The following is a 26,735-nucleotide window of genomic DNA, read 5'->3' on the forward strand; positions in this document are numbered from 1 at the left end:
ATCTGGGGTCTGGGAGGATAGGATGTCTTCTATTTCATCATCGGATCGTGCACGCCAGGACGAAAAGATTCGTCAGACTCGGGAAGAGTATGAGAATCGGGAAAGTGAAAATGCCAAACGCAGAAACGCGGAAGTGAAGCGTCTTGAACAGCGTCATCACGAGGAAATTAAGAATATCACTGATGAATATGAAGGCCGCATCGCCGAACTGAAGGATCGCAATCGCGAAACCCTGAATCAGCGCGACTATGAAAACAGCAAAAAAATTGATGAAGTCCGTCAGACTTATCGTGAATCTTTGCGCAATAAGATGGAGGATTCCTATAACGCCCGCGAACAGCAGCGTGCCAGTTACGAAGGCACGCTGAAAAAGCAAAAGGAAATCAACGAGGCTCAGAAACAGAATCTGGTCGGACAGATGAACACCGAGATTTCCGGCCGCGATGAACGTTTTGTCGAGGCCATTCAGGAAAACCGTCAGAAATCCCAAGAGGCTATTCATAATAACACCCGTCGTTTGAACGAAGCCCATGAAAAAGAGCGTGATGCCCTGCTAAACAGTCATGATGAAACCTTGCGTGGTAAAGATCGCAACAGCAAGGAGATGCGCAAGTCCTATGAAGCCCGCTTGAAGCAAAGCGAGCGTCAGCGTGAGGCGGACAACGCCCGCTGGTCCCAGAAATATGGCGATTATGTGGTGAACAGCAAACAGGAGTATGGCGACAATCTGGATATGAAACAGATGATCATGAATCAGGAGCGTGAAGCGATTCGTGATAAATATGAAAATGCGCTGGATAGCAAGTCCGCGCAGATGGACTCCCAGAATCAGGATTTCCGTGATTCAGTGAATGGTCGTATCAACAGTCAGATTCGGTCCCGGGACAGTCAGATTCAGCGTCTGAACGGGCGGCTGAATAATGAAATTTCAAAAAATGAAAGACTGCGTGGCATTGAGCGCCGCAATCTAACCCAGGCTTACGAAAAGCGTCTGTCTTTGTCAGAAGAGCAGCGTGAAAACGCTGTGGATCAGATGAAGGAAATCAACGACGATCGTATTGGAAGGGTTTTGACAGAAAATCAAAAGCTTTTGCGTAATGCGGACCGCGAGAACAAATCCCAGGTTAGCATTATGAACACCCGTCATCGCGAAGAACGAGAAAACCTGATCATGCAGCACAAGGATCAGGTGACTCAGGTGGCGAATAATGCCGAATCCCGGGTCAGCAAGGTGATTGATTTGACCAATAAGAATAACGCCCAGATGGAGCGCTATTATGCGGACTCTTTGGATGTGATGAAGTCTAATTATCAGGACCGTATGGATGTTGTTCGTGAAAAGAACTCTGCGGACCATGCGGCTTTAAATAAGGCCATGACGGAGCGCTTCAGAACAATGGAGGCTTCATTCAATTCCAAACTTGAGGAAACTGTAAAACGCTATGAGGATCGTATCGGTGCGATTCAGGACAGTCAGGCGCGCGAGATGAAGCGTTTGGAAAATCTGCATGCCACTCGTTCTGGTGAACAGGAAAAAGCCGGAAAGATGGAAAAAGAGTCTTTACAGATGAAGTACGAGGCCAAGATTGCCCAGCTAAATCAGTCGCATCAGGATCAACTTGATAGAATGAATAGACGGCACCAGGAAGATATGCAAAACTTGTCTGTGAAAATGAATTCATACAGCAGGAAGGCGTAGATTCAATGTTGGCAGATCGTCGAGCAAAAATTGTGGCCACTATCGGGCCGGCGACTCGTGATGAGAAAAATCTGGAAAAAGCAATTAAGGCGGGCATGAATGTGGCTCGCCTTAACTTTTCTCACGGCAGTCATGAAGATCACCTGAAGGTGGTTAAGTCCTTGCGTAAGCTTTCACAGGAACTGCATGCTCCTGTGGCGATTTTGCAGGATTTGCAGGGGCCCAAGATTCGTGTTGGTAAATTTGAAAATGGCTCCATTGAAATCAAACCCGGGGATCGTCTGGTGGTTACCACCGCGAGTGTGCTGGGAAAGCCCGGCCTGATTCCTTCAGACTTTAAAGAGCTGCCAATGGCCTGTGTGCCAGGCACGCGCATCCTTCTGGATGACGGTCTGATGGAAATAAAAGTCCTGCAGGTCCGCGGGGAAGAGCTTGATGTGGAAGTCATCTATGGCGGTATTTTAAAAGATCGCAAAGGCATGAATCTTCCGGGCGTGAATCTGCCAGTGGAATGTATGACGCCAAAGGATATCGAGGATCTTGAATTTGGACTGGAAAACAAAGTGGACTATGTCGCTTTGAGTTTCGTGCGCCACGCTCGCGACATCCGTCAGTTGCGTGAAAGAATTGAAGCCAGGAATTCCAACGCTAAAATCGTTGCCAAAATTGAAATGGTGGAAGCTATTGAGAATTTGGAGGAGATCTGCCGTTTGAGTGACGCCGTCATGGTGGCACGCGGGGATTTGGCGGTGGAAGTTGGTCAAAGTCGTTTGCCGGGTTATCAGAAACGCATCATTCAGGTTTGTAATCTGTTGGGTAAGCCCGTGATTACAGCGACTCAGATGCTGGATAGCATGGTTGAAAATCCGCGGCCGACTCGTGCAGAAATCACAGATGTGGCCAATGCCGTTTTGGATGGTTCTGATGCCTTGATGTTGTCGGCAGAATCTGCCAGCGGGAAATATCCTTTCCGTTGCATTCGTACCATGCATGAAATCATCACAGAAGTTGAACGCAACGAAGAGGAGTACTATAAGATTTCATTGGAAAATGAGTTCTTAAGCACTCCTGCGGCAATTGCTGCCAGTGCCTCTTTAAGTGCGCTGAAGTTGAATGCCACTGCGATTATCTGTCTGACGACTTCGGGTAAAACTGCAAATATTATTTCTGCATTCCGTCCGAAGGCGCGAATCATTTCTGTAACTCAGCATCTGGATGTTTTAAATGGCATGGAACTGGGTTGGGGAATTCAGACTCACGCGATCAAGCCCTACAAGACGATGGAGGATATTCTGCGTGAAGTGGATCAGCTGCTGGTGTCGCACGGTCTGGGTAAAACCGGTGACCGCGTGATTCTGACTCTGGGGCAGCCTATTGCCTGTGGAGCCAAAACCAACTCCATCTATGTTCATACGGTGGGTGGGGAAAATGTGGCGAAGCTTGCAAACGAAAAGCTGCCACTGCGTTGTCAGGAAATCCCGGATATTGAATAGGTATTTTAGAAAGTAAGAATAAAAAAGCCAGGAACCTTTTGGAACCTGGCTTTTTTGTTTAACGCAATTTGCGTTTTAGATTGTTTACAATTGTCCAGTTGCGCGCCAGTGGCTCTACATACGGCAGTTCCACCATGATATAGACGCCTTTTTCATCCATGATCTTTTCTGTCAGATATTTCTTTTCGATCAAAGAGTTCACGTCATCCGCACGGATCAGTTGTCCCAGTTCTTTCATGGATTCGTTCTGCACGTCGGTCAGATCAACTTTATAAAGTCCTTTGTGGTTGGGCTCCACACGGCGGGCAAACAGCAGAATGCCGTTTAGAATAGCCACTTCCTGTTCTGACAGCGCGGGCAGACGGTCTTTGTCCTGCTTGAACAGCCACTCGTTGTACCAGTCCACGAAGCCAAAAAGTTCCTGAGGTTTCAGGTTGCTGATTTTCTGCGTACCGTCGCCGCGGTCTTCCTGCGCCAGATACCCCAGATCGGTCAGGGCATTCACCACGCTTTGCATTTTGTTGGTGGCTTCCTGGAAAATCTGAATCGTGTAATTGCGAATCAATACAGAGGAGAAGCTTAAAGTGCCGCCGTCTTCCGGTTTTCCATATTTATTTCCGACCAGATTCAGAATGGAGATGTATTTGTTTACAATATGAGGCGGGAAGCGCTCTTCATCCGGATTGGTGTTTTCCAGAAGACGGATCTTTTGATTCGCATCACGCAGTTTTTCATTCAGCGTTTTCATGATCGCGCGAACCCATACCGGCAACTGATCCATTTGCTTGTTCAAAGAGTCGTAAGGAAGTGCGATGACCTCGGAATCCTTGGTGGCCTTGACGTTGGCGCTGCGGGGTTTTTTATCAAACAAGGCCATTTCACCAACCATGGCGCCGGGCTGAATTTCCGCAATAACTACCTCGGTATTGCCTTTGCTTTTGGTGATGGCAAAACCGCCGGTTTTAACGATGTACATCGCATCGGGAGCATCCCCATCTCGGAATAGATAGGTGTCTTTTGCCACTTTTTTTGCTTCTGCCACGAAAACCCCACTCGCAAGTACGTGAAGACTTATTATCTATGGGAATTTCAGACAGAGCAACGCACGGCTGGACTTATGACGTAGGTACGGCCTTACTTTTGGTAGCACATCTGCGTCTAACGCAGTTGCAGTACCAAAAGTAAGGCCGTACCTTTTTTTAAAATGTCATCGCTTTACAGTCAGGGGCGATTTTCATTTTGCCCTCAGTGGCTGCCAGAACCTTTTCCGGAGATAGATCCGGGGCGTATTCTTTCAAAACAAAACCTTCAGGTGTGATTTCGATCACGCCGAAATCGCTGACGATTTTCTTGATGCATTTCACGCCGGTCAAAGGAAGTGTGCACTTGCTGCGCAGTTTGGAGTTTCCTTCCTTGTCCGTGTGTTGCATGGCCACGATCACATTGCGTGCGCCAGCCACCAAGTCCATGGCGCCGCCCATGCCTTTGACCATTTTGCCCGGAACCATCCAGTTGGCGATACTGCCGGTTTCATCAACCTCCATCGCCCCTAAAACAGTCAGGTCAACGTGGCCACCACGGATCATCGCAAAGCTGTCTGCGCTGGAAAAGAAGCTTGCACCCGGCAAGGCCGTCACAGTTTGTTTCCCGGCGTTGATCAGGTCCGCATCAATGTCAGCCTCTTTGGGGAATGGTCCCATGCCCAAAAGACCATTTTCGCTTTGTAACATAACGAACTTGTCTTTGGGGATGTAGTTGGCAACCAATGTTGGAATGCCGATTCCCAAATTTACGCAGTAACCATCTTCAACTTCTTGAGCGATACGTTGTGCAATTTGCTCTCTTGTTAATGGCATAAATAGTCCTAACCCTTGGCAATCGTTTTTTGTTCAATGCGCTTTTGATAGTTCGTACCCTGGAAGATAGCGCCACCGTCAGCTGAACCATTGATGTAAGATTGTGGAATACGCAAGCCCATCCACATCTTGTTGAAGAAGATCGCCACAGCACCGCCGTGAACGTTCACTTTGGCAGCCGGGATTTCAAGTTCTTTCATCGCCACTTGAGTGACAACAGCGAAGGCTTCGTTGATCTCCCAAAGATCAATGTCGCCCACTTTCAAATTGGCTTTTGCCAAAGCGCCTTTGATCGCGCCCACCGGAGCCGTGGTGAAGTATTTTGGATCGTGCGCAAACGTGCCGTGCGCCACGATTTTCGCCAAAGGTTTGATGCCGCGTTTTTTCGCTTCGGATTCAGACATCAAAACGTGGGCTGCCGCGCCGTCGTTGATTTTGGAGGCGTTGGCTGCCGTGATTGTTCCGGCTTTGTCGAATGCTGGCTTCAAGCCTGGGATTTTGTCGAAGTTTGTGTTGAAAGGCTCTTCGTCTTTTTCCACAGTGACAGCGCCTTTGCGGCCTTCCACGGTGACTGGAGCGATTTCGTTTTTGAACAGATTTTTAGCCCAGGCATCCTGTGCTTTTTTGTAGGAATCAACTGCGAAAGCATCTTGTTCTTCACGAGTGAAGTTGTGCTCTTTCACGCAGATTTCCGCAGCACTTCCCATATGGAAGTTGTTGTACGGGTCCCAAAGACCGTCTTTGATCATGGAGTCTGTCATTTGTGTTGGACCCATGCGGTAGCCGGAACGGGAGTTTTCAAGCAAGTGCGGCGCCAAAGTCATGTTTTCCTGACCACCGGCAACGGCAATTTTTGTGTGACCCAAGGCGATGGAATCTGCTGCCAGCATCACGGATTTTAGGCCGGAACCACAAACTTTGTTGATAGTCAGGCAGGGTGTGGAATTTTTCAGACCTGCGAAAAGAGCCGCCTGACGAGCTGGAGCCTGGCCCACACCCGCAGTCAGAACTTCGCCCATGATGCATTCGTCAATTTCATCAGCAGATACGCCTGCGCGAGTGATAGCTTCTTTGATTGCCACGGCACCCAGTTTTGGTGCTGGTACGGAAGCCAAACCACCTTGGAAGGAGGCCACAGGAGTTCTTACACTGCTCACAATTACGACATTTTCCATTTTTTACCTCTTTAGCTTTTTGTCCAAGCTTTCTTGTGCTGGGGGCTCCTGCCTTGTCCTTCGTGCTGACGCAGAAGCGGAGGGCCCTTGCAAATTATTGTAAATGCCCGGATACTTTTTTATATTTTAAAGACAGAGTCAAATGTCAGGGTTAAGGAGTCAACGCATGTCAGCGATCAGTTTCATTCTTGTCCACCTCATTTTTCAGCCCTTGATGGCAGCTACATTTGAAGTTCCCGTTTCTGAAGGTGATCGCCTGGTTCTAAAAGGACTGGAGGCGCAGGTTCAGATGGTGGGGCAGCCTGGCACAGCGCTGCGTGTATCCGGGGTGGAACAATCCAGTGCGGAAGGCCTTTTCACTATCGAAAAGAAAAATAATATCATCGAAGTCCGTATGAATGAATACGATGGCAAAAGAACCTGGCTGAACATCTTGCCGAAAGCCGCCTCACAAATGAAGAAAATTGAGATTATCGGGCCGGCTCTTCCTGCGGACGTTCAGTTACGCGGTGGGTCCGTGGTGGCGCAGAAATGGAGTAAGGACTTGAAAGTGAGTCTGACTCAAGGGCGTGTGGCGGTCTTGAATGGGGCTGGCTCCTTACAGGTTTATGTGCAAAAAGGCGATGTGTCAGTGGCTGATCATCTGGGAAAAGTGAGTGCGGATTCTTACACGGGTTCCATGAGTCTGAAGAACATTCAAGGAGATGTGGAAGCATCCCTGTTTGCGGGCCAGATGAATATCGAAAAAGTGCGCGGCTTTCTGACGGTATCAGCCCAGCAGTCCACGGCAAAAATCAATCAAAGCAATGGCACAGTTCAGTTTGAAAGCGGCAAAGGGAACTTGAATATCCAAGGATTCCAGGGGCGCATCGAGGGCCAGAATCAGGATGGTGCGGTGACCATTGGGATGGCATTGGATTCGGAAGTGGATGTGAAGTCCAAGTCGGGCCGTGTGAGTATCCAGACTCCGCCAGGTTCGGGTGCCAGTTTGAATTTGATGACGGTGGAAGGTGAAATCGTGGTCCCGAAGGAAGTTCGTGTGATCAAACTGAGTGCAGAGAAAACAGCGCGTGGTCGCTTGCGTGGCGACGCGCCGAGAGGAAGCATTTTTGTGCGCAGTCAAGAAGGCACTATTTCGGTGAAATGAGTTGACAGCTTTTCTCAAATGTCTGACAGATGGAATGATCTCTAAAGCACTATCTAGGTAGAACTATGGCAAAAATCGTAAAAAAGAAGCCCGCAGCCAAGGCTGCTGCAAAACCAGCTAAAAAAGCGCCCGCAAAAGCCGCGGCCAAGCCAGCTCCGAAAAAGCCGGCTCCGAAAGCCGTTGTAAAAAAGAAGGCGGACAAAGCTCCTGTAAAGGCAGCTAAAAAGCCTGAGGCGAAGAAAAAACCGGAAGTGAAGCCTGCCAAGGCTCCGGTGAAGGCTGCGAAAGAGACCAAAGAGGTTAAAGAAACCAAGGTCGAAGCTGCCAAGAAGCTGGAAAAAAAGGCCACTCCACAACCTACTCCTGAAAAAGCGGCGCCTAAAAAAGAGGCGAAAGCCCCTAAAAAAGGCAAAGCTAAAAAGGAAAAGGACGAAGAAGAGCTGGAAGACGATTATATTGCCGATGACGACATGATGGGCGATGAGATCGGCGAATACGAAGAAGAACTGAAGGCTGTCGAGGAATCCGAAGAGGAAGTCGAAGTCGATGAAGAGTGGGTTGCCGAAGAAAAAGTAAAAGGCGACGAAGAGGTTGTTCTTACTGACGCAGAAGGTCGCCGTTATTGCCGTGCCCGTGACTGCGATCAGATCGCTATCGTGGATGCTTATTGCCGTTATCACTACTTGATGTTCTGGAAGAAGATCCAAGTTCGTAAGAAGATCCTTCAGGACGGTAAACTTGAGCGTTATGTGGAAGAACTGACTTCCCGTTATCCGGATAAGTTCCTGGAAATGATCCGTCGTGATTTGCGCACGGAAAAAGACTTCCTGGCCGCTATCCAAGAGCTGGAGATCGACGAATCAGCAGTGGATAATGAGTTTGAAGAGGATAACAGCGCGTTTATCGAAGAAGTACGTGGGATGGGAGAGGGGTCCGGATCCAGCGTAGAAGACGACGAATACTAGCCCCCGGCCGTTGAAAAGGGTCCATCCGACTGCGTTGTCGGTCCCTTTTCTTCTCTCCGACGTGCTTGGAGCACGCCTCCGTTTCGAAAAGGGGCCTCCGCCTTGCGGCTGAACCCTTTTCAACGGCCTTGGAATTGGTTTAAGAGGGGAGAATCTCTGTGAGAATCTGCCTTAAAGATTGATTCTTTAAAAAGAATTTTTGGGAGACCTGCCTGATGAGGGTGGGTCTTTTTTTTGGTTTTAGGGGTGGGCTTGGGTGCGTTATGGGGTGTAAATTTTATTGCAAATAGGAAATCTCAACATTAGTACTAACCGCGGTTACTCAAATATAAGTCGGAGATAGGGTCTGACGTTTCTACCTGCCACCGTAAAGGGCAGTCTATTTGGAGCGGATATGTTTAAGCGCGCAGCGTTGTTTGTTGTGGTTTTGTTCTTTGCAACCCTGTCTCAAGCTTTTGAGGCGTTTCCTAAAGGGCCGGATGATGCTTTGACTCCGGGTGCTCTTTGTAACCATCCTGATGAATATCGTTACCCTGAAAAAATCAAATACTGTGAACGTGATGTGTCCACATCTCAAAAAGCGGCTATTTTTCAAAAATATGATCAAATCGGTTATAGAACTCGTTCTATGAAGCGTCAGGCATTCAAGATTGATCACTACATCCCACTTTGTGCGGGTGGTTCCAATGAAGCTAAAAATCTGTGGCCGCAGCACGAAAGTGTTTACGAAATCACGGATAAGTTGGAAGCCTTGATCTGCGAAAAAATGGCGGCGGGTCGTTTGATGCAAAAAGATGCAATTGAAATTATTATTCAAGCCAAACATCATCTGGATGAAGTTCCGGCAATTGAAGCTCGTGTAAGAGCACTTTAATTCACAAGAATATTCTCTCTGTCGAGGGGCGCCCATGTCTGACAAAGGCATGGGCATTTTTGTTTTTAGGGCTTGGGATTTTCAAGATGAACGGCGTTGAATTTGCCGGTGATACGCGCATAGGTGCCATTGCCAAGAATGGTCTGTAATCCTTTTTCCAGAATATCGGCATATTTGGCACCGTCTTTGTGTTTCTTGGAAAAACTTAAATAAAGTCCTGTGCGTGAAATAACCCCCAGAGGTTTCACTTTGCTGTTCAGTGCTGGATTTTCCCTTAGCAAATAGGTCGCTGTCAGACCCCACAGCACTGCATAGTGTACGCGTCCGCTGGCCAGTTTTTCCAGTTGTGATTTTTCCGTAGGGCCGGGGGAATGGGTGATGCGCTTGTTTTGCAGAAATTCGGTCGGGTAAGTGTAACCATTTGTGGTGCCGACAATCTTCCCCTCCAGATCCTTGAAGGTCATGGGGCGTTTGTTTTCTGTCGGGGCACCATACACCACCATGTCGGCTTCAAATAAGGGCGTGGGGTGAAAGATGTATTTACCTTCGGTTTCGCTGCTGATGACGGTGTCAAAGCAGCCGATGGATTTCCCCTCGTCAACTTCATGCAGGCAACGGGCAAAGGGCACCGGGCGCGTGATCACCTGAACACCCTGGGATTTAAAGGCGGCCTTGATAATATCAGGCGCCAGTCCTATCACATCTTTATAGTTTGCAGAGGCCGAAGAATACGGGGCCCAGTCGTCTTCACCGTTAATGGTGATAGTTTCAGCGCGAACACAGAGAGCAGTAAAGGTGAGTATAAGAACGAGAGCAATTCGAATCATGATAGAATCTCATTATCTCTCGATCATCCGTATGTACCAAGGGAAAAAGAACTTTGTTTATTAAAGTTCCAATATTCTGTTCCAAAGAATATCGCAAACCTAGTGCAGGGACTTCTTGGATTTTCCACTGAACATTTTGGGGCCTTTGTTGTCGCCAGAATCGTCCTCGTCTGTATCTTCGGACTCTTCCTCTGTATAGTCCTCATCATCACGAGGCGGAGACAGTTCTTCACTCTGTTCAGCGCGACTTAAAGCATCCTCATCAACCTGTTCTTCGTCGTGAAGCATTTCGTCTTCATTCAAACCCAAAAGTTTATTGGCCTCAGCTTCCAAAGAAGAGTTTTCAGTTGAGAAGCGCAGATAGATTTTTTTACCCTGGAACGGAACTTCTTTCCAAGTGTAAGGGAAATCGACTTCGCCATCGTTTTCCAGATATTCCATCATCATGCTGGCTGCGGCATCCACGCAGTTGTGAATGCGGGTGATGGCATCCTGCTGTTCCTGAGAATAGTTCATGGATACTTCAAAATTCGCTTGAGCCAAGCGGCCTTCCTCAAGATAGCCAACGCGCAGCGCAATTTCTTCCTGATAGATACGCCCCTCTACGATCAGCTCTGCGTCGCCAAGATATTGGGCGAAGTTTTCTTTGAAAACTCCCAAAATTTGCTCTGAGTACTCTTTAGGAAAGGCGGTCCATTTTTTTGAGCTTTTCAGTCTTGGGTTCATGAGCGGATCTCCATCGAACTTCATTTTTTGACATTTCTAAGACGCTCCTCTATAACTCAACTTTTTTGATGACACAAGAGGTAAGAACTCGTGGACGACATCACCCAAAATCTTGAAAGCGTTGAGAAAAGTACGGATATCGGCATGGGCCGAGGCGTCTATATTTCGACTTACGGCTGTCAGATGAACGTGAATGACACGGAACGAATGTATGCTCTTTTGGAGATGCAGAATTTTGTTCCTGTTCGTGATCCGAAAGAGGCTTCACTGATTATTATTAATTCCTGCAGTGTTCGTGAAAAGCCGGTGCATAAAGTTTATTCTGAAGTGGGCACATACAAATATATGAAGCGCAGAAATCCTGACCTGAAAATCGGTGTCGGGGGATGCGTCGGACAGCAGGAAAAAGAAAACCTGATCAAGACTCAGCCGATGATTGATTTTGTTTTTGGCACGGATCAGATCGACAATCTGCCGCAATTGGTGGCGCAGTCCTTCGCGGGTGAGCGCAAACTGGTTAACTCCCGTTTTCAGCACCGCACGCCTTATCATATTGAAACGCTGGTGCGAAACCCGGGGGTGGCCACTTATGTGAACATCACCAAGGGCTGTGACAACTTCTGCACCTTCTGTGTGGTGCCTTATACTCGCGGGCGTGAAAAATCCCGTCCGGTTCAGCATATTCTGACGGACATTCGCCATCTGGTGAAGCGCGGGGTGAAAGAAGTCACGCTGCTGGGGCAGAACGTGAATTCCTACAAGGGCGATGAAGGCGTTGACTTCGCCGACTTGCTGGCTCTGGTGGCAAAAGAAACCGACGTGGAAAGAATTCGTTATACGACTTCTCATCCGAAGGATTTCAATCAGAAGCTGGTGGATGTTATGTCGGAACATTCCAATAAAATTATGGAATACATACATCTGCCGTTTCAGGCGGGCAGCACAAAGGTGCTGGAACGCATGAATCGCAATTACACCCGTGAAGAATATCTGGAGCGTATTGCGATGATCAAAAAAGGTCTTCCGGATGTTTGTTTTTCCACGGATATTATTGTCGGTTTCCCGGGGGAAACGGAAGAAGACTTCCAGGACACTCTGAATATGGTGACGGAAGTCGGCTTTGAAACGATTTTTGCCTTTGCCTATTCCCCGCGGCCGTTTACAAAAGCGGCGAAGTTCGAGGATCAAGTGGCAGAGGGCGTGAAAAATGAACGCCTTAACCGTCTGTTTGACGTGCATGAGGCGATGGCTTTTGAAGCTGTCAAACGATACGAAGGCACAACAATGAAAGTCCTGGTAGAAAATGTGGACCGGGATCATGGAAAAATTCAAGGACGCAGCACCGGCAATAAACTGGTGCATTTCCTGGGAACGGCGGATTTGATCGGTAAAACGGTCGATGTGAAAATCACCAAAGCCTTCCCGGCGGTTTTCAGAGGAGAATTGGTTTAGGTCATGAAAGAAGTTTTGGATTTTGAAAATTTCAAAGCGCAGATTGTCTTCGCCAACGAAAGTCAGGAAGAGGAAACCTTCCATCAAAGTGAGCTGGTGCAGTTGTTCCCTTATGGTCTTTCCGTGACCACGGATGCTGCCCGTCCGTTTTTGCTGTTGAAGGATGAAGCTCATCAATACACGCTGCCAGTGGCGGTCAGTGCCATTGATGCGGGCGTGGCGCTGTCGCAAAGCAACCGGATGATTCTGGAATCGTCTCCGCACAAGTTCACCGCAGTGCTGCTGAACTCGCTGGGGATTCAGATTAAACAGGCTGTTTTTGTGGAAATCAAAGGAGCCCATCAATATCTGCGCCTTTACATCAGTGGTCATCCGCAGACAAATTCCGTGAAGCTGCGCGCGGATGAGGCCATGTCTTTGTGTCTGTATTTGGAAGTGCCTCTCTTTGCGACAAAAAACTTTATCGGACGTTCTCGTGTGATGAGCGCAGAGACTGAGGGCGCTGCACAAAAGTTGCAAAATTTTGGCTTGATGGACAAAGGATCTGGATATTTGAATTAGTTTTTGTAATTATGAGACATGCATCATCTACCTCATTTAATTACAGATCTTGGTTTTATTCTGATGATTGCGGCTCTTTCGACGCTGCTGTTCAAAAAGCTCGGCCAACCCCAGGTTTTGGGTTATTTGATTGCGGGTTTCCTTGTTAGTCCGCATGTTCCTTTCCTTCCGACCGTGGTGGACAAAGCCAGCATTCAGGTCTGGTCGGAAATCGGCGTTATTTTCCTTTTATTCAGCTTAGGTCTGGAATTCAGCTTTAAGAAATTATTCAAGGTCGGTGGTTCTGCCGGATTTACCGCTGTGTTTGAAATCGTTTTCATGATGGGGGTCAGTTATCTGGTCGGGCGCATGCTGGGCTGGAACAACATCGACAGTTTGTTCTTCGGGGGGATTCTTTCCATGTCCTCCACGACGATCATCGTGCGTGCTTTTCAGGAAATGGGGATGCGCGGGCAGAAGGTTGTTGATTTGGTGTTTGGCATTTTGATCGTCGAGGATATCGTGGCGATTTTACTGCTGGTGTTGTTGGCGGCGATCGCCGGTTCCGGCGCGGTTTCGGGTATGGAACTGGGGTTCTCGGCGTTGCGCTTGTTGTTCTTTATTGCGCTTTGGTTTGTGGTGGGGATTTTCCTGATTCCTATTTTCCTAAGAAAAATTCGCAACCTTCTGGAAGACGAGACCATGCTTTTAGTGGCGGTGGGACTTTGTTTCATGATGGTTATGATTGCTGCGGGGGTGGGCTTCTCGGCCGCGCTGGGGGCTTTCGTTATGGGATCGCTTCTGGCGGAAACGCCTGAAGGTCACAAGATGGAACATATCCTGACACCGGTGAAAAATCTTTTCGCTGCGATCTTCTTCGTTTCTGTGGGGATGATGATTGACCCGAAAGTTTTGATCGAACGCTGGGACTTGGTGATTCTGGTGACGGCATTGACGGTGGTGGGGAAGTTTGTCGGCTCTTTCCTGGGGGCGATTTTGTCCGGGCAAAGCCGTAAAAAATCCTTCCAGGCCGGTATGAGTCTGGCGCAGATCGGGGAGTTCTCGTTCATTATTGCTTCCCTGGGTGTGACTTTGAAAGTTACCAGTGACTTCCTGTATCCATTGGCGATTGCCGTTTCTGCGGTGACGACCTTTACGACTCCGTATCTGATTAAGGTGGCAGAGCCGACGTATCGTTGGGTGGATGCCAGACTTCCTGACGGGATTAAAAGAATGCTCGACCGCTATCAGGCCTCTTTCGACAGGGAGGGGAAAAGCAGTGTGGGCTCTTTGATTTTTAAAACCTACGGGGTCAAGATCATTCTGAATACCGTGATGGTGATTGCGATTTTAGCCGCCTATAAGGCGATCCTGAATGCGGAAGTGCAGCGCTATCTGGAACAGAGTCCGTGGGCGGGGAGTATTTCCCTGTTCATCTGTCTGGGGTTGATGGCTCCGTTCTTCTGGGGAATCGTCATGAGTGGTCCCTCCTTGAAAGCGCAGCGGGAGTTTGAAGAGCTGGAAAAATTGCGTGGTTTGCAGTTTGGTGTTTTTGTCGGACGTCTGGTGCTGGCGATTTTGCTTTTGCATGCCGTGATTATTCAGTTTGTGACCCTGAAGATGGCATTGGGTGTGATTGTCGCAGTTGTTGCGATTGCGGCCCTGGCCGGTCAGTTCTGGGTGCGCCGTTTGTATCAGTTTATTGAAAAAAATTTCCTGAAGAATCTGACGGAAAAAGAGCGCAAGGAACTGGTGTCTTCCGAAGTGGCACGCACATTCCTGCCTTGGGATGCCAGCCTGGGGACCTATGATTTAAATGCGGAATCCGTGCTGGTCGGGCGCAATCTGCGGGATTTATCATTTAAGGAAAAGTACGGCGTGAATGTGGCGGCGGTCTATCGTGGCTCCAAGCGCTACTTTGCTCCGGATGGAGAATTCATTCTTTGGCCTTATGATAAACTGATCTGCTTCGGAAGCGAGGAAGAACTGCAAAGCTTCCACATGTTCCTGGAGCAGGAAAAAGTGTCAGTGGCTCCGGGGCCGGACGCTCCGGCTCGTCAGGAAGATTATCGCCTGTCTTCGTTTGTGGTGAACGACGCCTCTGTTTGCAAAGATAAGTCCATTCGCGACAGCGGGATTCGCGAAGCCTATCACGGAATGGTGGTGGGGATCGAACGTGGTGCTCAGCGTATTCTGGGGCCTCGTGCCAGCTTTGTTTTGCAGGAAGGTGATTTGATCTGGCTTGTTTCTGATAGAAAACAAAGTCAGGTGACAGTTTAAACCACTTTTCGTTGCTTCAGGTCCCTTCTGCTTTTTAAAATTTTCGCAGGAGGGGCTATGCCGACTCTGGGGCTTGTTTTATCTGGTGGCGGTGCCCGAGGGGCTTATCAGGCCGGTGTTCTGGCAGCGATAGCTCATATTTGTTCCCGCCTTAAAATCGACAATCCTTTTCAGGTGTATTCTGGTGTCAGTGCCGGAGCCATCAACGTGGCCCTATTGGCCGCGCATCCGGCCAACTTCGTTCATAGCAGTAAAAATCTGGTCAACCTGTGGAGCAAGATCGACAGTGATAATGTTTTTTACGCGGACCTGATGGCTTTGTCCCGTGGAGGGCTGCAATGGATGACCGAGTTGTCGCTGGGAAGCAAAGGCAAGGACACCATGGCTTTGCGATCGTTGTTAAGCACCCATCCGTTGAATAACTTTCTGACCGAGGCCTGCAAATTTCAGGAAATTCAAAAAAAGATCAACGCCGAAGAACTGCGGGCTGTTTCCGTGTCGGCTTTGGATTACGAAAGCGTGGCCACCGTGACGTTCTTTCAGGGAAGACCGGAATTACTACCCTGGGAAAGGGGCATGCATCGCAGTGAAAAAGCCACTCTGGGGGTAGAACATGTGATGGCATCGTCAGCAATTCCACTTTTATTTCCACCGATTCAGATTCAAGGGCGTTACTACGGGGATGGTTGTATTCGCAATCAGTCCCCTTGTGGTCCGGCGATTTATCTGGGGGCAGAGCGCATTATTGCCATTGGAGTGCGCCGCAGACAGGATACGTTTTACAGTTATCACAACCAGGGCATCACAGGGGCTCCGACTGTGGCGCGGGTGGCGAATGTGTTGATGAATGCCGTGATGATGGACGGTCTGGAATCAGACATTCAAAGAATTCATCAGGTCAATGACAGTCTGGCTGGAATCTCCGCCACGGAGCGAGAGCGCGTGTCTCTGCGAAAGATCGAGGCCCTGTGGATTGCGCCCTCTATTGATTTTTCCGAACTGGCGCAGAAAAAAGAAAACGAACTGCCGCGCATGATCCGGTATTTGCTGCGCGGTCCGGGATCTTTGGATGAATCCAGTGAGATGTTTAGTTACTTGATGTTTACGCCGCATTACTGCCGCCAGTTGATTGAAATTGGTTTTTCCGACGGAATGAAGGAACAGGACCGCATCACAGCATTTCTGACGCATGATAAAAACTCAGCTTCTGTCAGGAAAACGTCAAGAACAGCGTAGTACAAGTTGCCTCTATAGCCGGGAAACTTTAGCCTTAAGGTCGAGGTGTCTATGAGTAGTGAACTAATCCGCGCCCGCGGAAAATCCCCGGTGATCGCAGAAAAAGTCTTTATTGCTGACAATGCTCGCATTATCGGTGACGTCGAAATTGGTGAAGGTTCTTCCATCTGGTACAATGTGGTGGTTCGCGGCGACGTGATGCCAATTCGTATTGGTAAGGAGGTCAATGTTCAGGACGGCAGTGTTGTGCACGGCACTTACGGTAAATGGGGCACAACGCTTCATGATCGCGTGACTATTGGGCATTTGGTGATGCTGCATGGTTGTGAAATTGGTCGAGGCACACTGGTGGGAATGGGCTCTATTGTGATGGATGGCTGCAAGGTCGGCGAGCACTGTCTGATTGGTGCAGGCACCTTGCTGGTCGAGGGGACTGAAATTCCGCCACGCAGTCTGGTGGTCGGACGTCCGGGTAAAGTGAAGCGATCTCTGACGGATGAAGAGGTCGCGTTGCTTGAAAAATCAGCGGATAATTATCTGCTGTATAAAACCTGGTACGAATAATTTATTGTCCCGGTTTTGCTTGAACTGACGGGGATTTCCGCTCAAAATAACAAAAACCTGCCTCTAGGAGCTTTGTTATGGATCGTGAAGTCCCTTACGCATTGACGTTCGACGATATTCTTCTTCTTCCTCAATATTCTGAGATCACTCCCACGGATGTGGTGCCTCGCTCAGTGTTTGCCCGCGGCAAATATCTTAATACGCCGATTATATCAGCGGCGATGGATACAGTGACAGAAAATCGCATAGCGCGAGTCATGGCTCAGCACGGTGGTCTGGGTATTATTCACAAAAATCTGGATATCGACAAACAGGCTCTGGAAGTCGAAAAAGTAAAAAAATACGAAAGTGGCATGATCATGGACCCGATCACCTTGGGACCGGATCATCTGGTCGAGGAAGCTGTGGCTTTGATGGAAAAGTATTCCATCAGCGGTGTTCCGGTGACCGTCAATGGCGAGTTGGTGGGGATTTTAACCAACCGCGATTTGCGCTTTGAAGAAAACTTCAATCAGCCCATTAGAAATCTGATGACCAGGGAAAATCTGGTCACAGCAAAAATGGGAACCACTTTGGATGAAGCAAAAAAAATTCTGCAAAAGCATCGCATTGAAAAACTGCCGGTGGTGGATTCCAAGGGAAAACTAAAAGGTCTGATCACGATCAAGGATATTGAAAAAGCCAAGAACTATCCTCAAGCCACCAAGGACGAACACGGTCGTTTGTTTGTCGGTGCAGCGGTGGGCGTGGGGCCGGATTCCCGTGATCGTGTGGAGGCTTTGGTGGCCGCGGACGTGGATGTGCTGTGTGTGGATACGGCTCACGGTCATTCCAAAAATGTCATTGAGATGGTGAAGTATATTGCGCAGAAGCACAAAAATGTGATTGTCGTGGCCGGAAATGTTGTGACCGCGGACGGCACACAAGCCCTGCTGGATGCCGGAGCTGAAGTCGTAAAGGTCGGCGTGGGGCCGGGCAGTATCTGCACGACCCGTGTTGTGGCTGGCGTGGGTATGCCGCAGATTTCTGCAGTTGTGGAATGTGCGAAGGTTGCGCGTGCGCGCGGAAAAACCATTATTGCAGATGGCGGTATTAAATTCTCTGGTGATATCACCAAGGCGCTGGCTTTGGGGGCAAACTCAGTGATGATTGGAAATCTGCTGGCTGGTGCAGAGGAATCCCCGGGGGAAACAATTTTATTCCAGGGCCGTACTTACAAGGTCTATCGCGGCATGGGAAGTCTGGGTGCAATGTCCAAGGGCTCCAAGGATCGCTACGGGCAGATGGATGTGGAAGAAAATGACAAGCTGGTGCCGGAAGGTATTGAAGGAAAAGTGGCCTACAAGGGCTCTGCTTCAGGTGTGATTCATCAATTGGTGGGTGGCTTGAAATCCGGTATGGGTTATGTGGGCGCGCGCAATATCGACGAACTGCAAAGCAAGGCAAAATTCGTGCGAATTTCCGCGATGGGCCTGCGTGAATCACATGTGCATGACGTGAGTATCACCAAAGAAGCTCCTAACTACAGAATCGAGTCTTAAGCTATGCGTGGTTTTGTTATTCTTGATTTCGGTTCGCAGTTCACGCAATTGATTGCCCGTCGTCTTCGCGAACTGGGTTTTTATTCAGAGATTCATTCTTTTGAATATCCTGCGGCGGAAATCCGCAAAAAAAATCCGTATGGCATTATTCTTAGTGGCGGTCCAAATTCAGTTTATGAAAAAGGTTCTCCGCAAAGAGATGTCACTGAGCTTCGTAACATAAGTCCTGTGATGGGTGTTTGTTATGGTATGCAGCTGCTGACTCATCAATTGGGTGGAAAAGTGGCGAAGGCTGAACATCGCGAGTACGGATTAAATTATGTAACATGGTCTAGTCCTGTTCCGGGCGTGCCGCAAAAACAAAAAGTGTGGATGAGCCACGGTGATGTGGTGGAAAAAGTTCCAGAAGGATTTTCCATTATTGGGATGTCTGACGGAAATCATCCGGCGGCTATGCAGGGGCCGGGGGTTTTGGCTGTGCAGTTCCATCCAGAGGTGGCGCACACGGATCACGGTGTGGATCTGCTAAAGTATTTTGCTTCGGGAATGTGTCAGGCTCAGGCGGATTGGGATGCTCCTCATATCAAGGACATGCTGATTAGGGATGCGCAGGAAAAAGTTGGGCCGACGGATCATGTGCTTGTGGGACTTAGTGGTGGGGTTGATTCCACAGTGGTGGCGACACTTCTGACGAAGGCTTTGGGAGCTGAACGTGTTCACTGTGTGTTTGTGGATAATGGCCTGCTTCGCAAGAACGAATTTGAAAATGTTCTGGAATCCTATCGTCGTATTGGCTTGAATGTGAAGGGTGTGGATGCTTCGGAAGAATTCCTGTCCGAACTGAAGGGTAAGTCAGATCCAGAGGAAAAACGCAAAACCATCGGACGTGTTTTTATCGAAATCTTTGATAAAAGCTATGATCACAAGCTTCCGATCAAATGGCTAGCGCAAGGGACATTGTATCCGGATGTGATTGAAAGTGTGTCGTCAGTTGGCGGCAGCGTAACTATTAAATCGCATCACAATGTGGGTGGTTTGCCGGAAAAAATGAAGTTGGGTCTGGTTGAACCTGTGCGCGAATTGTTTAAAGATGAAGTGCGTGCATTGGGGGCCCAGTTGGGTTTGCCTGCGGAAATGCTGTGGCGTCATCCATTCCCGGGGCCGGGATTGGCAATTCGAGTTTTAGGTGAAGTCACGAAAGAAAAGCTGCAAATTCTTAAAGAAGCGGATGAGGTTTATATTTCAGAGCTTCGTCGTCGCGGACTTTATGAAAAAATCTGGCAGGCCTTCTGTGTGTTATTGCCGGTAAAGACTGTGGGAGTGCAAGGGGATTCCCGAACCTATGATCACGTGCTGGCCCTGCGAGCCGTGACATCAAGTGATGGAATGACCGCAGACTGGTATCCATTCGATTTTGAATTCCTGCGCGAAGTTTCAAATCTGATCACCAACAAAGTCAAAGGCGTCAACCGCGTCGTATATGACATAACCAGCAAACCCCCCGGCACCATAGAATGGGAATAACCAAAAGGTACCTGCTTACTTTTGCAGAAGCAGCACGTTAGGCGCAGCGCTTCTGCAAAAGTAAGCAGGTACCTTTTTTTGTTTTTAATGATGGTTCTGTAACTGCTTTTGGGGATGGGGCTTTGTTAGCCTTGTTGGGATGAAAACAAAAGCACTTCAAAAATTTTCCAAGGGTCTTACATTATTGATTGTTCTTTCCTGTGTTGCGGCTTTGGCGGCGGCGGGGCAGATTCTTTTTGAAAGCTCGGGCATTTCCAGTTTCAAGTTGAAGCAGACAGAACAGGGGATGCGGGTGATTCAGCGATCCTCGCAGGATTATCAGACTTACCGTCGCTTTACGGAAGAAGGTGGCGACGAGCTATTCCTGGTTTCCAGTGCCAAAACAACCGAGCAGTATCTGGATGCTGAAGGAATCTCCGGCAGTGTTTCCTGGAGCGTGCGCAAAGGGGATCGTTTGCAACAGGTGCTTTGGGGAAAAACCGAAACCGTGACCGAGCTGAATGTTCATGACAGCTATCCCGTGCTGGTTTCCGGTCAGCAGGGGTGTTGTGCCGAGATGACAGGCTATCGCCTGTTTAATTTGGAAACCGGGCGATTGCTGCTGTCGTTTAATGATTTCAACTATCGCGAGAAAGTGACGCAGCCATTTTCTTTGGAGGTTCCTAATTCCCCAATGGCGATTCGCTATCTGGGAGTTCTTTCTCAGGACAGCACCCGGGACCGTGACTTTGTCGATCCCACACCAGGAAAGCAGCCCGCATTGTTGATCAAATATGCCAACGAAATGCTTCGCCAGAAGTTGCAAGTTGATATGGAAGTTAAAGAAACCTATGCCGCCAGCGTATTAGAAGTGCGCTTGGAAAAAGACCCGGCCGCTCCGAACAGTGATAAAATCGAGTTCCGCGGGGATCAGGTCACCTTATGGAATGTCGATGGAACAACGGAGCCAGCACAAGTTTCCGGAGTTTTATTGAAAATCGTCGTGGATGCGGGTCTGGGTCAGAAAGTCATCAAAATTCCTGTGAAAAATGACCGATTGGACCTGAATTCGGCGCAAATTCCTGAGGGAGTTTCTATTCACCCGATCGTTCAGCTCCGCGTCCTGTAACGCAGCGTGAAAGTTGCGCCGGAATACCCCCTTTTATTGAATCAAAAAGGGGGCTAAGATATGAAATTGTCATGTCTTTTGTTCATTTACACGTCCATTCAGAATATTCCCTTTTGGAAGCCGCTTGCCGGGTGAAAGCCATTGCCAAAAAAGCAGCGGCGATGCAGATGCCGGCGGTGGCTCTTACAGATAACGGCAACATGTTCGGTGCCGTTGAATTCTTCTTTGCCTGTAAGGATAACAACGTAAAACCAATTCTGGGCTTGGATGCATATATCGCTCCGGGATCACGTTTGGAGAAAAAACAGGATCGTGATCAAGTCAACTCCGGTCCCAAACGTTTGGTGTTGTTGGCGCAAAACAATGATGGCTATCGCAATCTGTGTAAACTTTCTTCGATTGGTTATCAGGAGGGTTTCTACTGGAAACCGCGTATCGATTACGAAGTCATTCAGCAGTATAATGAAAACCTGATCTGTCTGACCGGGGGCTTGCGTGGTGAGGTGGCCGACACCTTCCTGCGTGAAGGTCCGGATGCCGCTTTGGCCAAGATTCGTCAGTTAAAGGAAATCTTCAACGATCGTTTGTATCTTGAGATGTGCCGCACAGGCGTTCCAGAGTGGGATCGTATCAATCCGTTCCTGCAAGAGGCGTCCAAGATTGTGGGCGTTCCTGTGGTGGCATCCAACGATGTTCACTATATGACTCAGGACGATCAGATGGCGCAGGAAGTTTTGATCTGTATCGGATCGAATAAAACCCTGAGTGATGAATCCCGTTTCCGTTTGGGAACAGATGAGTTCTATCTAAAAAAGCCTGAACAAATGCTGGAGCTTTTCGCGGATATTCCAGAGGCTGTTTCCAACACTTTGGAAATCGCAGAGCGCTGTGATGTGAAATTTAAACTGAAAGATGATCAGGGGAAGCCGATCTATCACCTTCCAACGTTCCCAACGGACGAGGGGCTGTCGTTAAAAGAGGATATCGCCCGCAAGGCCAAGGCCGGATTGTTGGTGCGCTTTGAAGAAGCAGCAGCTCGTGGCGAAACTGTGCCTGAAGAAAAGAAGCCCGAGTACGACAAGCGTCTGGAATATGAATTGGGCATTATCGACCGCATGGGCTTTAATGGTTACTTCCTGATCGTCCAGGACTTCATCAACTGGGCAAAAGCCAATGACATTCCTGTCGGTCCCGGGCGGGGATCTGGTGCGGGTTCTTTGGTCGCTTATGTTTTGCGTATTACGGATCTTGATCCACTTCCAAATTTCCTTCTGTTCGAGCGTTTCCTGAATCCGGAACGTATTTCCATGCCCGACTTCGATATCGACTTCTGTCAGGACCGTCGTCAGGAAGTGATTCAGTATGTAACCCGCAAGTACGGTCAGGAGTCGGTTTCTCAGATTATCACCTATGGAAAATTACAAGCCCGTGCTGCGATCAAGGACGTGGGGCGCGTTCTGGGGATGACCTTCCCGGAAGTCGATGCCGTGACGAAGCTGATTCCGGAAAAACTGGGTATCCACCTGAAAGAGGCCATGGAAATGGAGCCTCGTATCGGTGAGATGATGGAAATGAATCCCACAGTAAACACACTGATGGATCTGGCGCAACGTGTGGAAGGAATGGTTCGCCATGCCGGTATCCACGCCGCCGGGGTGATCATCGCCGATGGTCAGTTGGTTCGTCATGCGCCACTTTATAAAGGCGCTGACGGCGAGCAGGTTGTTCAGTACGACATGAAGCACGCCGAAAAAATCGGCCTGATCAAGTTCGACTTCCTGGGTTTGAAGACCCTGACCCACATCAATCACGCGCTGAAGCTGATTGTGAAAAATCGCGGCAAAAAAATCCTGTCGCAGATGATTCCCATGAACGACACGGCCACTTTCGAGATGATGTCCCGCGGGGACACGGCGGGGGTGTTCCAGTTCGAGGGTGAGGGCATCACTGATGCCACCCGTAAAATACGACCTTCTTCATTTGCTGATATCACCGCGATCACTTCATTGTATCGTCCGGGTCCGATGGCGAATATTCCGGACTTTACCGATCGTAAGCACGGAAAAGCGCCGGTCGAATACCTGCTGGAAGACACCCGCGAAGTTCTGTCTGAGACCTACGGGATCATGGTCTATCAGGAACAGGTTATGGGTATCGCCTCTCGCATTGCCGGATATTCTCTGGGTGAAGCGGATATGCTTCGTCGTGCGATGGGTAAGAAGATTAAAGAGGAGATGGATCAGCACCGTGAGCGCTTCATGAAAGGGGCGATTGAACGGGGGCATGATAAACAGCGATCAAACGATCTGTTTGATCTGATGTATAAGTTTGCCGACTACGGATTCAACAAATCCCATGCCGCTGCTTATTCCGTTGTTACATTGCAGACTGCCTGGTTGAAGTGTCATTACCCGGCGGAATTCTTTGCCGCTTTGTTAAGTACGGAATTGTCGGACACAGACAAGATCGTAAAATACTCCAAAGATGCAACCAAGCGTGGTCTGATCGTGCGCTCGCCAAGCGTGAATTATTCAGATTACTTGTTCGACGTTCATGGTGACGAGATCTACTTCGGTCTGGGGGCGATCAAAGGTGTTGGTCAGAATGCGGTCGAGGCCATTATTGAGGCCCGCAACAATCTGCCGGATAAAAAGTTTACCTCTTTGGATGAATTCTTTAATTCCATCGACACCCGCCGTGTGAATAAAAAAGTGATTGAGTGTTTGATCAAGGCCGGGGCTTTTGATGGCTTTGAATCTCATCGTGCGCAACTGATCGCGGGTTATCAGAAGTATCTGGACCGGGCAATTGGTCTGCAAAAAGACCGTGAGCTGGGACAGTCTTCATTGTTTGATCTGGGGCCATCGACTGAAACCAAAGTGACTTTGGAGGATGTAAAACCCTGGGCACGAACAGCCTCTTTGACTTACGAAAAAGAGGTTCTGGGCTTTTATCTGAGTGATCATCCGTTGAAAGGTTTCGACACGCTTTCTGAGTTGTGGACAACCTGCAAAGTGATTGATTTGCCAGCGCAGATGCCAGCTCCGGGAAGTCCGGAGGCCGAAGCGCTGAAGGCGGCCAAAAAGGACTGGAAAAACCGTGATGCGGGTAAAAAACGTGTGGTGGTTGCCGGCCTTATCACGGAGCTGCGGGAACTTATCACGAAAAAAGGGACTCGTATGGCTTTCGGCAAGGTCGAGGACCTGACAGGAAGCTGTGAATTGGTGATCTTCCCGGATTCTTATGCGCGTTTTGAGACGCAGCTGCGCGATGAACGACCGGTTCTGGTTGGCGGCGGCCTGGAGGTGGAGGAAGGATCGGCGAAAATCATGGTCGATACTGTGTCCCCACTGGAAGATATTCTTAAAAAAACCAAGCGAATGGTATTAAGATTGGATAAGATAAACCCTGATGACTATCCACGATTGCAGTCTTTGATGAAGGAGTTCCCGGGAACCACTTCGGTCAGTCTGGAAATCGAGATGGCCGAGCTGAATCGCCGTGTTTTAATGGAGATGGAAGAAGCTCAGGGAATCAGTGTGAATAATGAATTCTTTGAAGGCGTTCATTCCCTGTTTGGAAGAACGGACTTTATTGAATTGAGGAGCTAGGAATGCGTTTAGCAAGTGTAGTGGCAGCAGCAGGGATGATCTTCGCTTTGGGCTTCGGCGCAAAGGCACAGCAAACAGAGTTGGTGGACAGAACTTATTCCGGTGTTTCCAAGGAAACCAACCCTCAGCTTGCCAAGCGTGTGATTCAGGATGACGCTTTTCAAAAGATCTCTGAGGAAATCATTCAGGAGCTGATCGGTAACGATCGTTTCCTGAAAAACAAAACCCTGATTCAGAATAAAATTATCCGCAATTCCGCACGCTATATTCCGTTTACAAAACCCTCGGCTCTGACTCAGGACGGGGAAGAATATAAAATGTCGGTGGCAATGAAGGTGTCTTTGAAGGATCTAAAACAGATGCTTCAGGATAATTCCCTGCTGAATGAAAACGATGCGGCACCGGTGGTGCTTCCCATGATCAGCTGGCAGGACCGGGTTGAGGGGCGCAGCTATCGCTGGTGGTTGTCTTTGGACAAAGCACCAGCGGGCTTTCTGGTGAAAGAGGGCCGCGTGCTGGAAGAAGCCTTGCGCGGGGCTTTCCAGAAAAATAATTTTTATCTGATCAAACCTATTGAATCCGGTCTGGCGACAAATGTGCCGGCGGACTTCCAGAACGAAAAAGTCGGGGGCGAGGATGCTCAGTTCTTTGCTCAGTATTTCAATGCACCGGTCCTGGTGGATGGCCAGGTTAATCTGACCAAAGGGGAACGCAAAAACTACCGTATCGAGCTGCGTTTGACGGCTTTGCAGGTCAGCAATGGTCGTGCGATTGCCGATGTGTCCCGTCGTTTTGATACGGATGCGGGATCGTTTGAAAGTGCCGTGGATAAAAAGCTGCGAGAGGTTGTGGAAGGCACGGCAAATGATCTTGCAGCGCAGGTGATGGAGGCATGGCAAAGAGGTTCCGTGGGAACTTCTGTGATTCGTCTGACCATCAAGGGCCGTCAAACTCTGCCTGTTTGGGAGGGTGTTAAGGAAAAGATCCGTTCACAGGTGACACAGGTGAAAAATATTCGGGAGCGTCTGGTGAGTGCGGATACGGTCAGTTTCGAGGTGGACACGTCTGTGCCGGCTGCGGAGCTAATTGGTAAACTGGAGGCTTTAGAGCTGGACGGCAAAAAGCTGTCGCGTGTTTCTGAGGGCCAGAATGAAATCGTTTTGAAATGGATGCAGTAATGGGGTTGGATGTGAAAAAGCTTTTGTTGGCTGTTGTTGTTTTGTCTTTGGGTGCCTGCACCACCTTTGACCGTACAAATCCGACCATGCGTCGTGAAATCAAAGATGTGAATTACGAAGCCCGTAAAGATGATTCTGCTCCACGCAAGCGCATCATGGTTCTGCCGTTTCTGGATGCCGGGGATAAAAGACCTCAGGAGCTGCGTGATCAGGCGCGCAGTGCTTTTATTACCGATCTGAACCGTACGGGGGAAGTGATTGCTCTGGACAGTCGGGAGCTAAAAGTGGATCTGGCCAAGAATATTCAAAATGGCCAATACAAGCTTCAGGACATCGCCAAGGAAGCGCAGGCTTTGGGGGTGAATACGGTTCTGGAAGGTAAAATCATCGATATTCGTATCAAGCGCAAAGCAGACAATGTTGGCGTGGTTCGCCATCTGACAACCGCTTTTGAAGTGGTGGCGCAGGTGCGTGTCGTGACAGGTCGCGCGGGGCGCGAGGTGTTTAACACCATCAAGACAGTCACTGTTGAGGAGCAAGGCGTCCGTGTTGGGGAGCGCGTGGAAACGGATAAGTTTTTGGCAAACAATCCGGACATGATTACGGTGATTGTAAAGGATGCTTTCCTGGATTTTACTCCGCAGGTATTGGCGTCTTTGGATAAGGTGATTTGGGAAGGGCGCATTGCTGCGATTAACGGGGATCGTATTTATCTGAATGTGGGCCGTGTTTCAGGTATTCAGGTCGGCGATCTGTTGAAGGTCACAGAAGATGGTGATGACATTTACGACCCAGAAAGCGGTGGCCATATCGGCAGAGTTCCGGGGCGTCTGAAAGGCACTTTGGAAGTGATCAGTTACTTTGGAAATGACGGTGCTATCGCCGTGATCCACTCTGGATCTGGTTTTCGCGAAAATGACCGCGTCGAATTGTACTAGG

At 49.0% G+C, this 26,735-nt stretch carries 21 protein-coding genes and 1 riboswitch; of the genes, 16 read left to right on the forward strand and 5 right to left on the reverse strand.

Features of this window, described 5'->3' with window-relative positions; genetic code table 11:
• The first annotated feature begins 22 nt into the window (after nt 1-22).
• Both EZJ49_RS10240 and pyk read left to right on the forward strand, forming a co-directional pair.
• A complete protein-coding gene (locus tag EZJ49_RS10240; protein ID WP_262551999.1) occupies nt 23-1,699 on the forward strand; it encodes a hypothetical protein in 1,677 nt (558 codons plus the stop codon).
• Nucleotides 1,700-1,704: 5 nt separating this feature from the next.
• A complete protein-coding gene (gene pyk, locus EZJ49_RS10245) occupies nt 1,705-3,192 on the forward strand; it encodes a pyruvate kinase (RefSeq protein WP_262552000.1) in 1,488 nt (495 codons plus the stop codon).
• Nucleotides 3,193-3,250: 58 nt separating this feature from the next.
• Here the strand turns inward: pyk and EZJ49_RS10250 are convergent, their stop codons facing one another.
• The 3 genes from EZJ49_RS10250 to EZJ49_RS10260 form a co-directional block, all read right to left on the reverse strand.
• Nucleotides 3,251-4,234, reverse strand: coding sequence for a cyclic nucleotide-binding domain-containing protein (locus EZJ49_RS10250; protein ID WP_262552001.1), 984 nt, complete (start codon nt 4,232-4,234; stop codon nt 3,251-3,253).
• 157 nt (nt 4,235-4,391) lie between these two features.
• Nucleotides 4,392-5,048, reverse strand: coding sequence for a CoA transferase subunit B (locus EZJ49_RS10255; RefSeq protein ID WP_262552002.1), 657 nt, complete (start codon nt 5,046-5,048; stop codon nt 4,392-4,394).
• A gap of 8 nt (nt 5,049-5,056) precedes the next feature.
• Nucleotides 5,057-6,223, reverse strand: coding sequence for a thiolase family protein (locus tag EZJ49_RS10260; RefSeq protein ID WP_262552003.1), 1,167 nt, complete (start codon nt 6,221-6,223; stop codon nt 5,057-5,059).
• Between the two features lie 166 nt (nt 6,224-6,389).
• Between EZJ49_RS10260 and EZJ49_RS10265 the strand changes: the two genes are divergently transcribed.
• From EZJ49_RS10265 to EZJ49_RS10275, 3 genes are all read left to right on the forward strand, one after another.
• Nucleotides 6,390-7,370 (forward strand): DUF4097 domain-containing protein, encoded by a 981-nt coding sequence (locus tag EZJ49_RS10265; RefSeq protein WP_262552004.1) that lies wholly within the window; start codon nt 6,390-6,392, stop codon nt 7,368-7,370.
• Between the two features lie 65 nt (nt 7,371-7,435).
• Nucleotides 7,436-8,335, forward strand: coding sequence for a hypothetical protein (locus tag EZJ49_RS10270; RefSeq protein ID WP_262552005.1), 900 nt, complete (start codon nt 7,436-7,438; stop codon nt 8,333-8,335).
• A 304-nt stretch (nt 8,336-8,639) separates the two neighbouring features.
• Nucleotides 8,640-8,737, forward strand: a riboswitch (purine riboswitch).
• Nucleotides 8,730-9,209: a hypothetical protein gene (locus tag EZJ49_RS10275; protein ID WP_262552006.1), complete on the forward strand. Its 480-nt coding sequence runs from the start codon at nt 8,730-8,732 to the stop codon at nt 9,207-9,209. (Overlaps the previous riboswitch by 8 nt.)
• 65 nt (nt 9,210-9,274) lie before the next feature.
• Here EZJ49_RS10275 and EZJ49_RS10280 read toward each other — a convergent pair whose 3' ends face one another.
• A complete protein-coding gene (locus EZJ49_RS10280) occupies nt 9,275-10,036 on the reverse strand; it encodes a substrate-binding periplasmic protein (RefSeq protein WP_262552007.1) in 762 nt (253 codons plus the stop codon).
• Nucleotides 10,037-10,135: 99 nt separating this feature from the next.
• On the reverse strand, nt 10,136-10,762 hold the full coding sequence (locus tag EZJ49_RS10285; protein WP_262552008.1) for a hypothetical protein: 627 nt from the start codon (nt 10,760-10,762) through the stop codon (nt 10,136-10,138).
• Nucleotides 10,763-10,852: 90 nt separating this feature from the next.
• Here EZJ49_RS10285 and miaB point away from each other — a divergent pair, with 90 nt between their 5' ends.
• The 11 genes from miaB (at nt 10,853) to EZJ49_RS10340 (ending at nt 26,734) form a co-directional block, all read left to right on the forward strand.
• Complete coding sequence (gene miaB / locus EZJ49_RS10290) at nt 10,853-12,214, forward strand: tRNA (N6-isopentenyl adenosine(37)-C2)-methylthiotransferase MiaB (protein ID WP_262552009.1); 1,362 nt, start codon at nt 10,853-10,855, stop codon at nt 12,212-12,214.
• Nucleotides 12,215-12,217: 3 nt separating this feature from the next.
• A complete protein-coding gene (locus tag EZJ49_RS10295) occupies nt 12,218-12,775 on the forward strand; it encodes a bifunctional nuclease family protein (protein ID WP_262552010.1) in 558 nt (185 codons plus the stop codon).
• A gap of 18 nt (nt 12,776-12,793) precedes the next feature.
• Nucleotides 12,794-15,034, forward strand: a complete 2,241-nt coding sequence (locus EZJ49_RS10300) for a cation:proton antiporter (protein ID WP_262552011.1) — start codon at nt 12,794-12,796, stop codon at nt 15,032-15,034.
• Nucleotides 15,035-15,091: 57 nt separating this feature from the next.
• Nucleotides 15,092-16,270, forward strand: coding sequence for a patatin-like phospholipase family protein (locus EZJ49_RS10305; protein ID WP_262552012.1), 1,179 nt, complete (start codon nt 15,092-15,094; stop codon nt 16,268-16,270).
• 51 nt (nt 16,271-16,321) lie between these two features.
• The gene (locus EZJ49_RS10310) at nt 16,322-16,834 is read left to right on the forward strand and encodes a gamma carbonic anhydrase family protein (protein ID WP_262552014.1); all 513 of its coding nucleotides are present in this window, start codon (nt 16,322-16,324) and stop codon (nt 16,832-16,834) included.
• Between the two features lie 77 nt (nt 16,835-16,911).
• Nucleotides 16,912-18,375, forward strand: a complete 1,464-nt coding sequence (gene guaB, locus EZJ49_RS10315; protein WP_262552015.1) for an IMP dehydrogenase — start codon at nt 16,912-16,914, stop codon at nt 18,373-18,375.
• Between the two features lie 3 nt (nt 18,376-18,378).
• Nucleotides 18,379-19,899: a glutamine-hydrolyzing GMP synthase gene (gene guaA, locus EZJ49_RS10320; RefSeq protein ID WP_262552016.1), complete on the forward strand. Its 1,521-nt coding sequence runs from the start codon at nt 18,379-18,381 to the stop codon at nt 19,897-19,899.
• A gap of 139 nt (nt 19,900-20,038) precedes the next feature.
• Nucleotides 20,039-21,007 (forward strand): hypothetical protein, encoded by a 969-nt coding sequence (locus EZJ49_RS10325; RefSeq protein ID WP_262552017.1) that lies wholly within the window; start codon nt 20,039-20,041, stop codon nt 21,005-21,007.
• A gap of 71 nt (nt 21,008-21,078) precedes the next feature.
• Nucleotides 21,079-24,618, forward strand: coding sequence for a DNA polymerase III subunit alpha (gene dnaE, locus EZJ49_RS10330; protein ID WP_262552018.1), 3,540 nt, complete (start codon nt 21,079-21,081; stop codon nt 24,616-24,618).
• Nucleotides 24,619-24,620: 2 nt separating this feature from the next.
• Nucleotides 24,621-25,796 (forward strand): hypothetical protein, encoded by a 1,176-nt coding sequence (locus EZJ49_RS10335; RefSeq protein ID WP_262552019.1) that lies wholly within the window; start codon nt 24,621-24,623, stop codon nt 25,794-25,796.
• Nucleotides 25,797-25,807: 11 nt separating this feature from the next.
• Nucleotides 25,808-26,734, forward strand: a complete 927-nt coding sequence (locus EZJ49_RS10340; protein WP_262552020.1) for a hypothetical protein — start codon at nt 25,808-25,810, stop codon at nt 26,732-26,734.
• The last annotated feature ends 1 nt before the right edge of the window (nt 26,735 follow it).

Source organism: Bdellovibrio bacteriovorus, assembly GCF_025558485.1.
In the GTDB taxonomy this organism is placed as follows: Bacteria; Bdellovibrionota; Bdellovibrionia; order Bdellovibrionales; family Bdellovibrionaceae; genus Bdellovibrio; species Bdellovibrio bacteriovorus_G.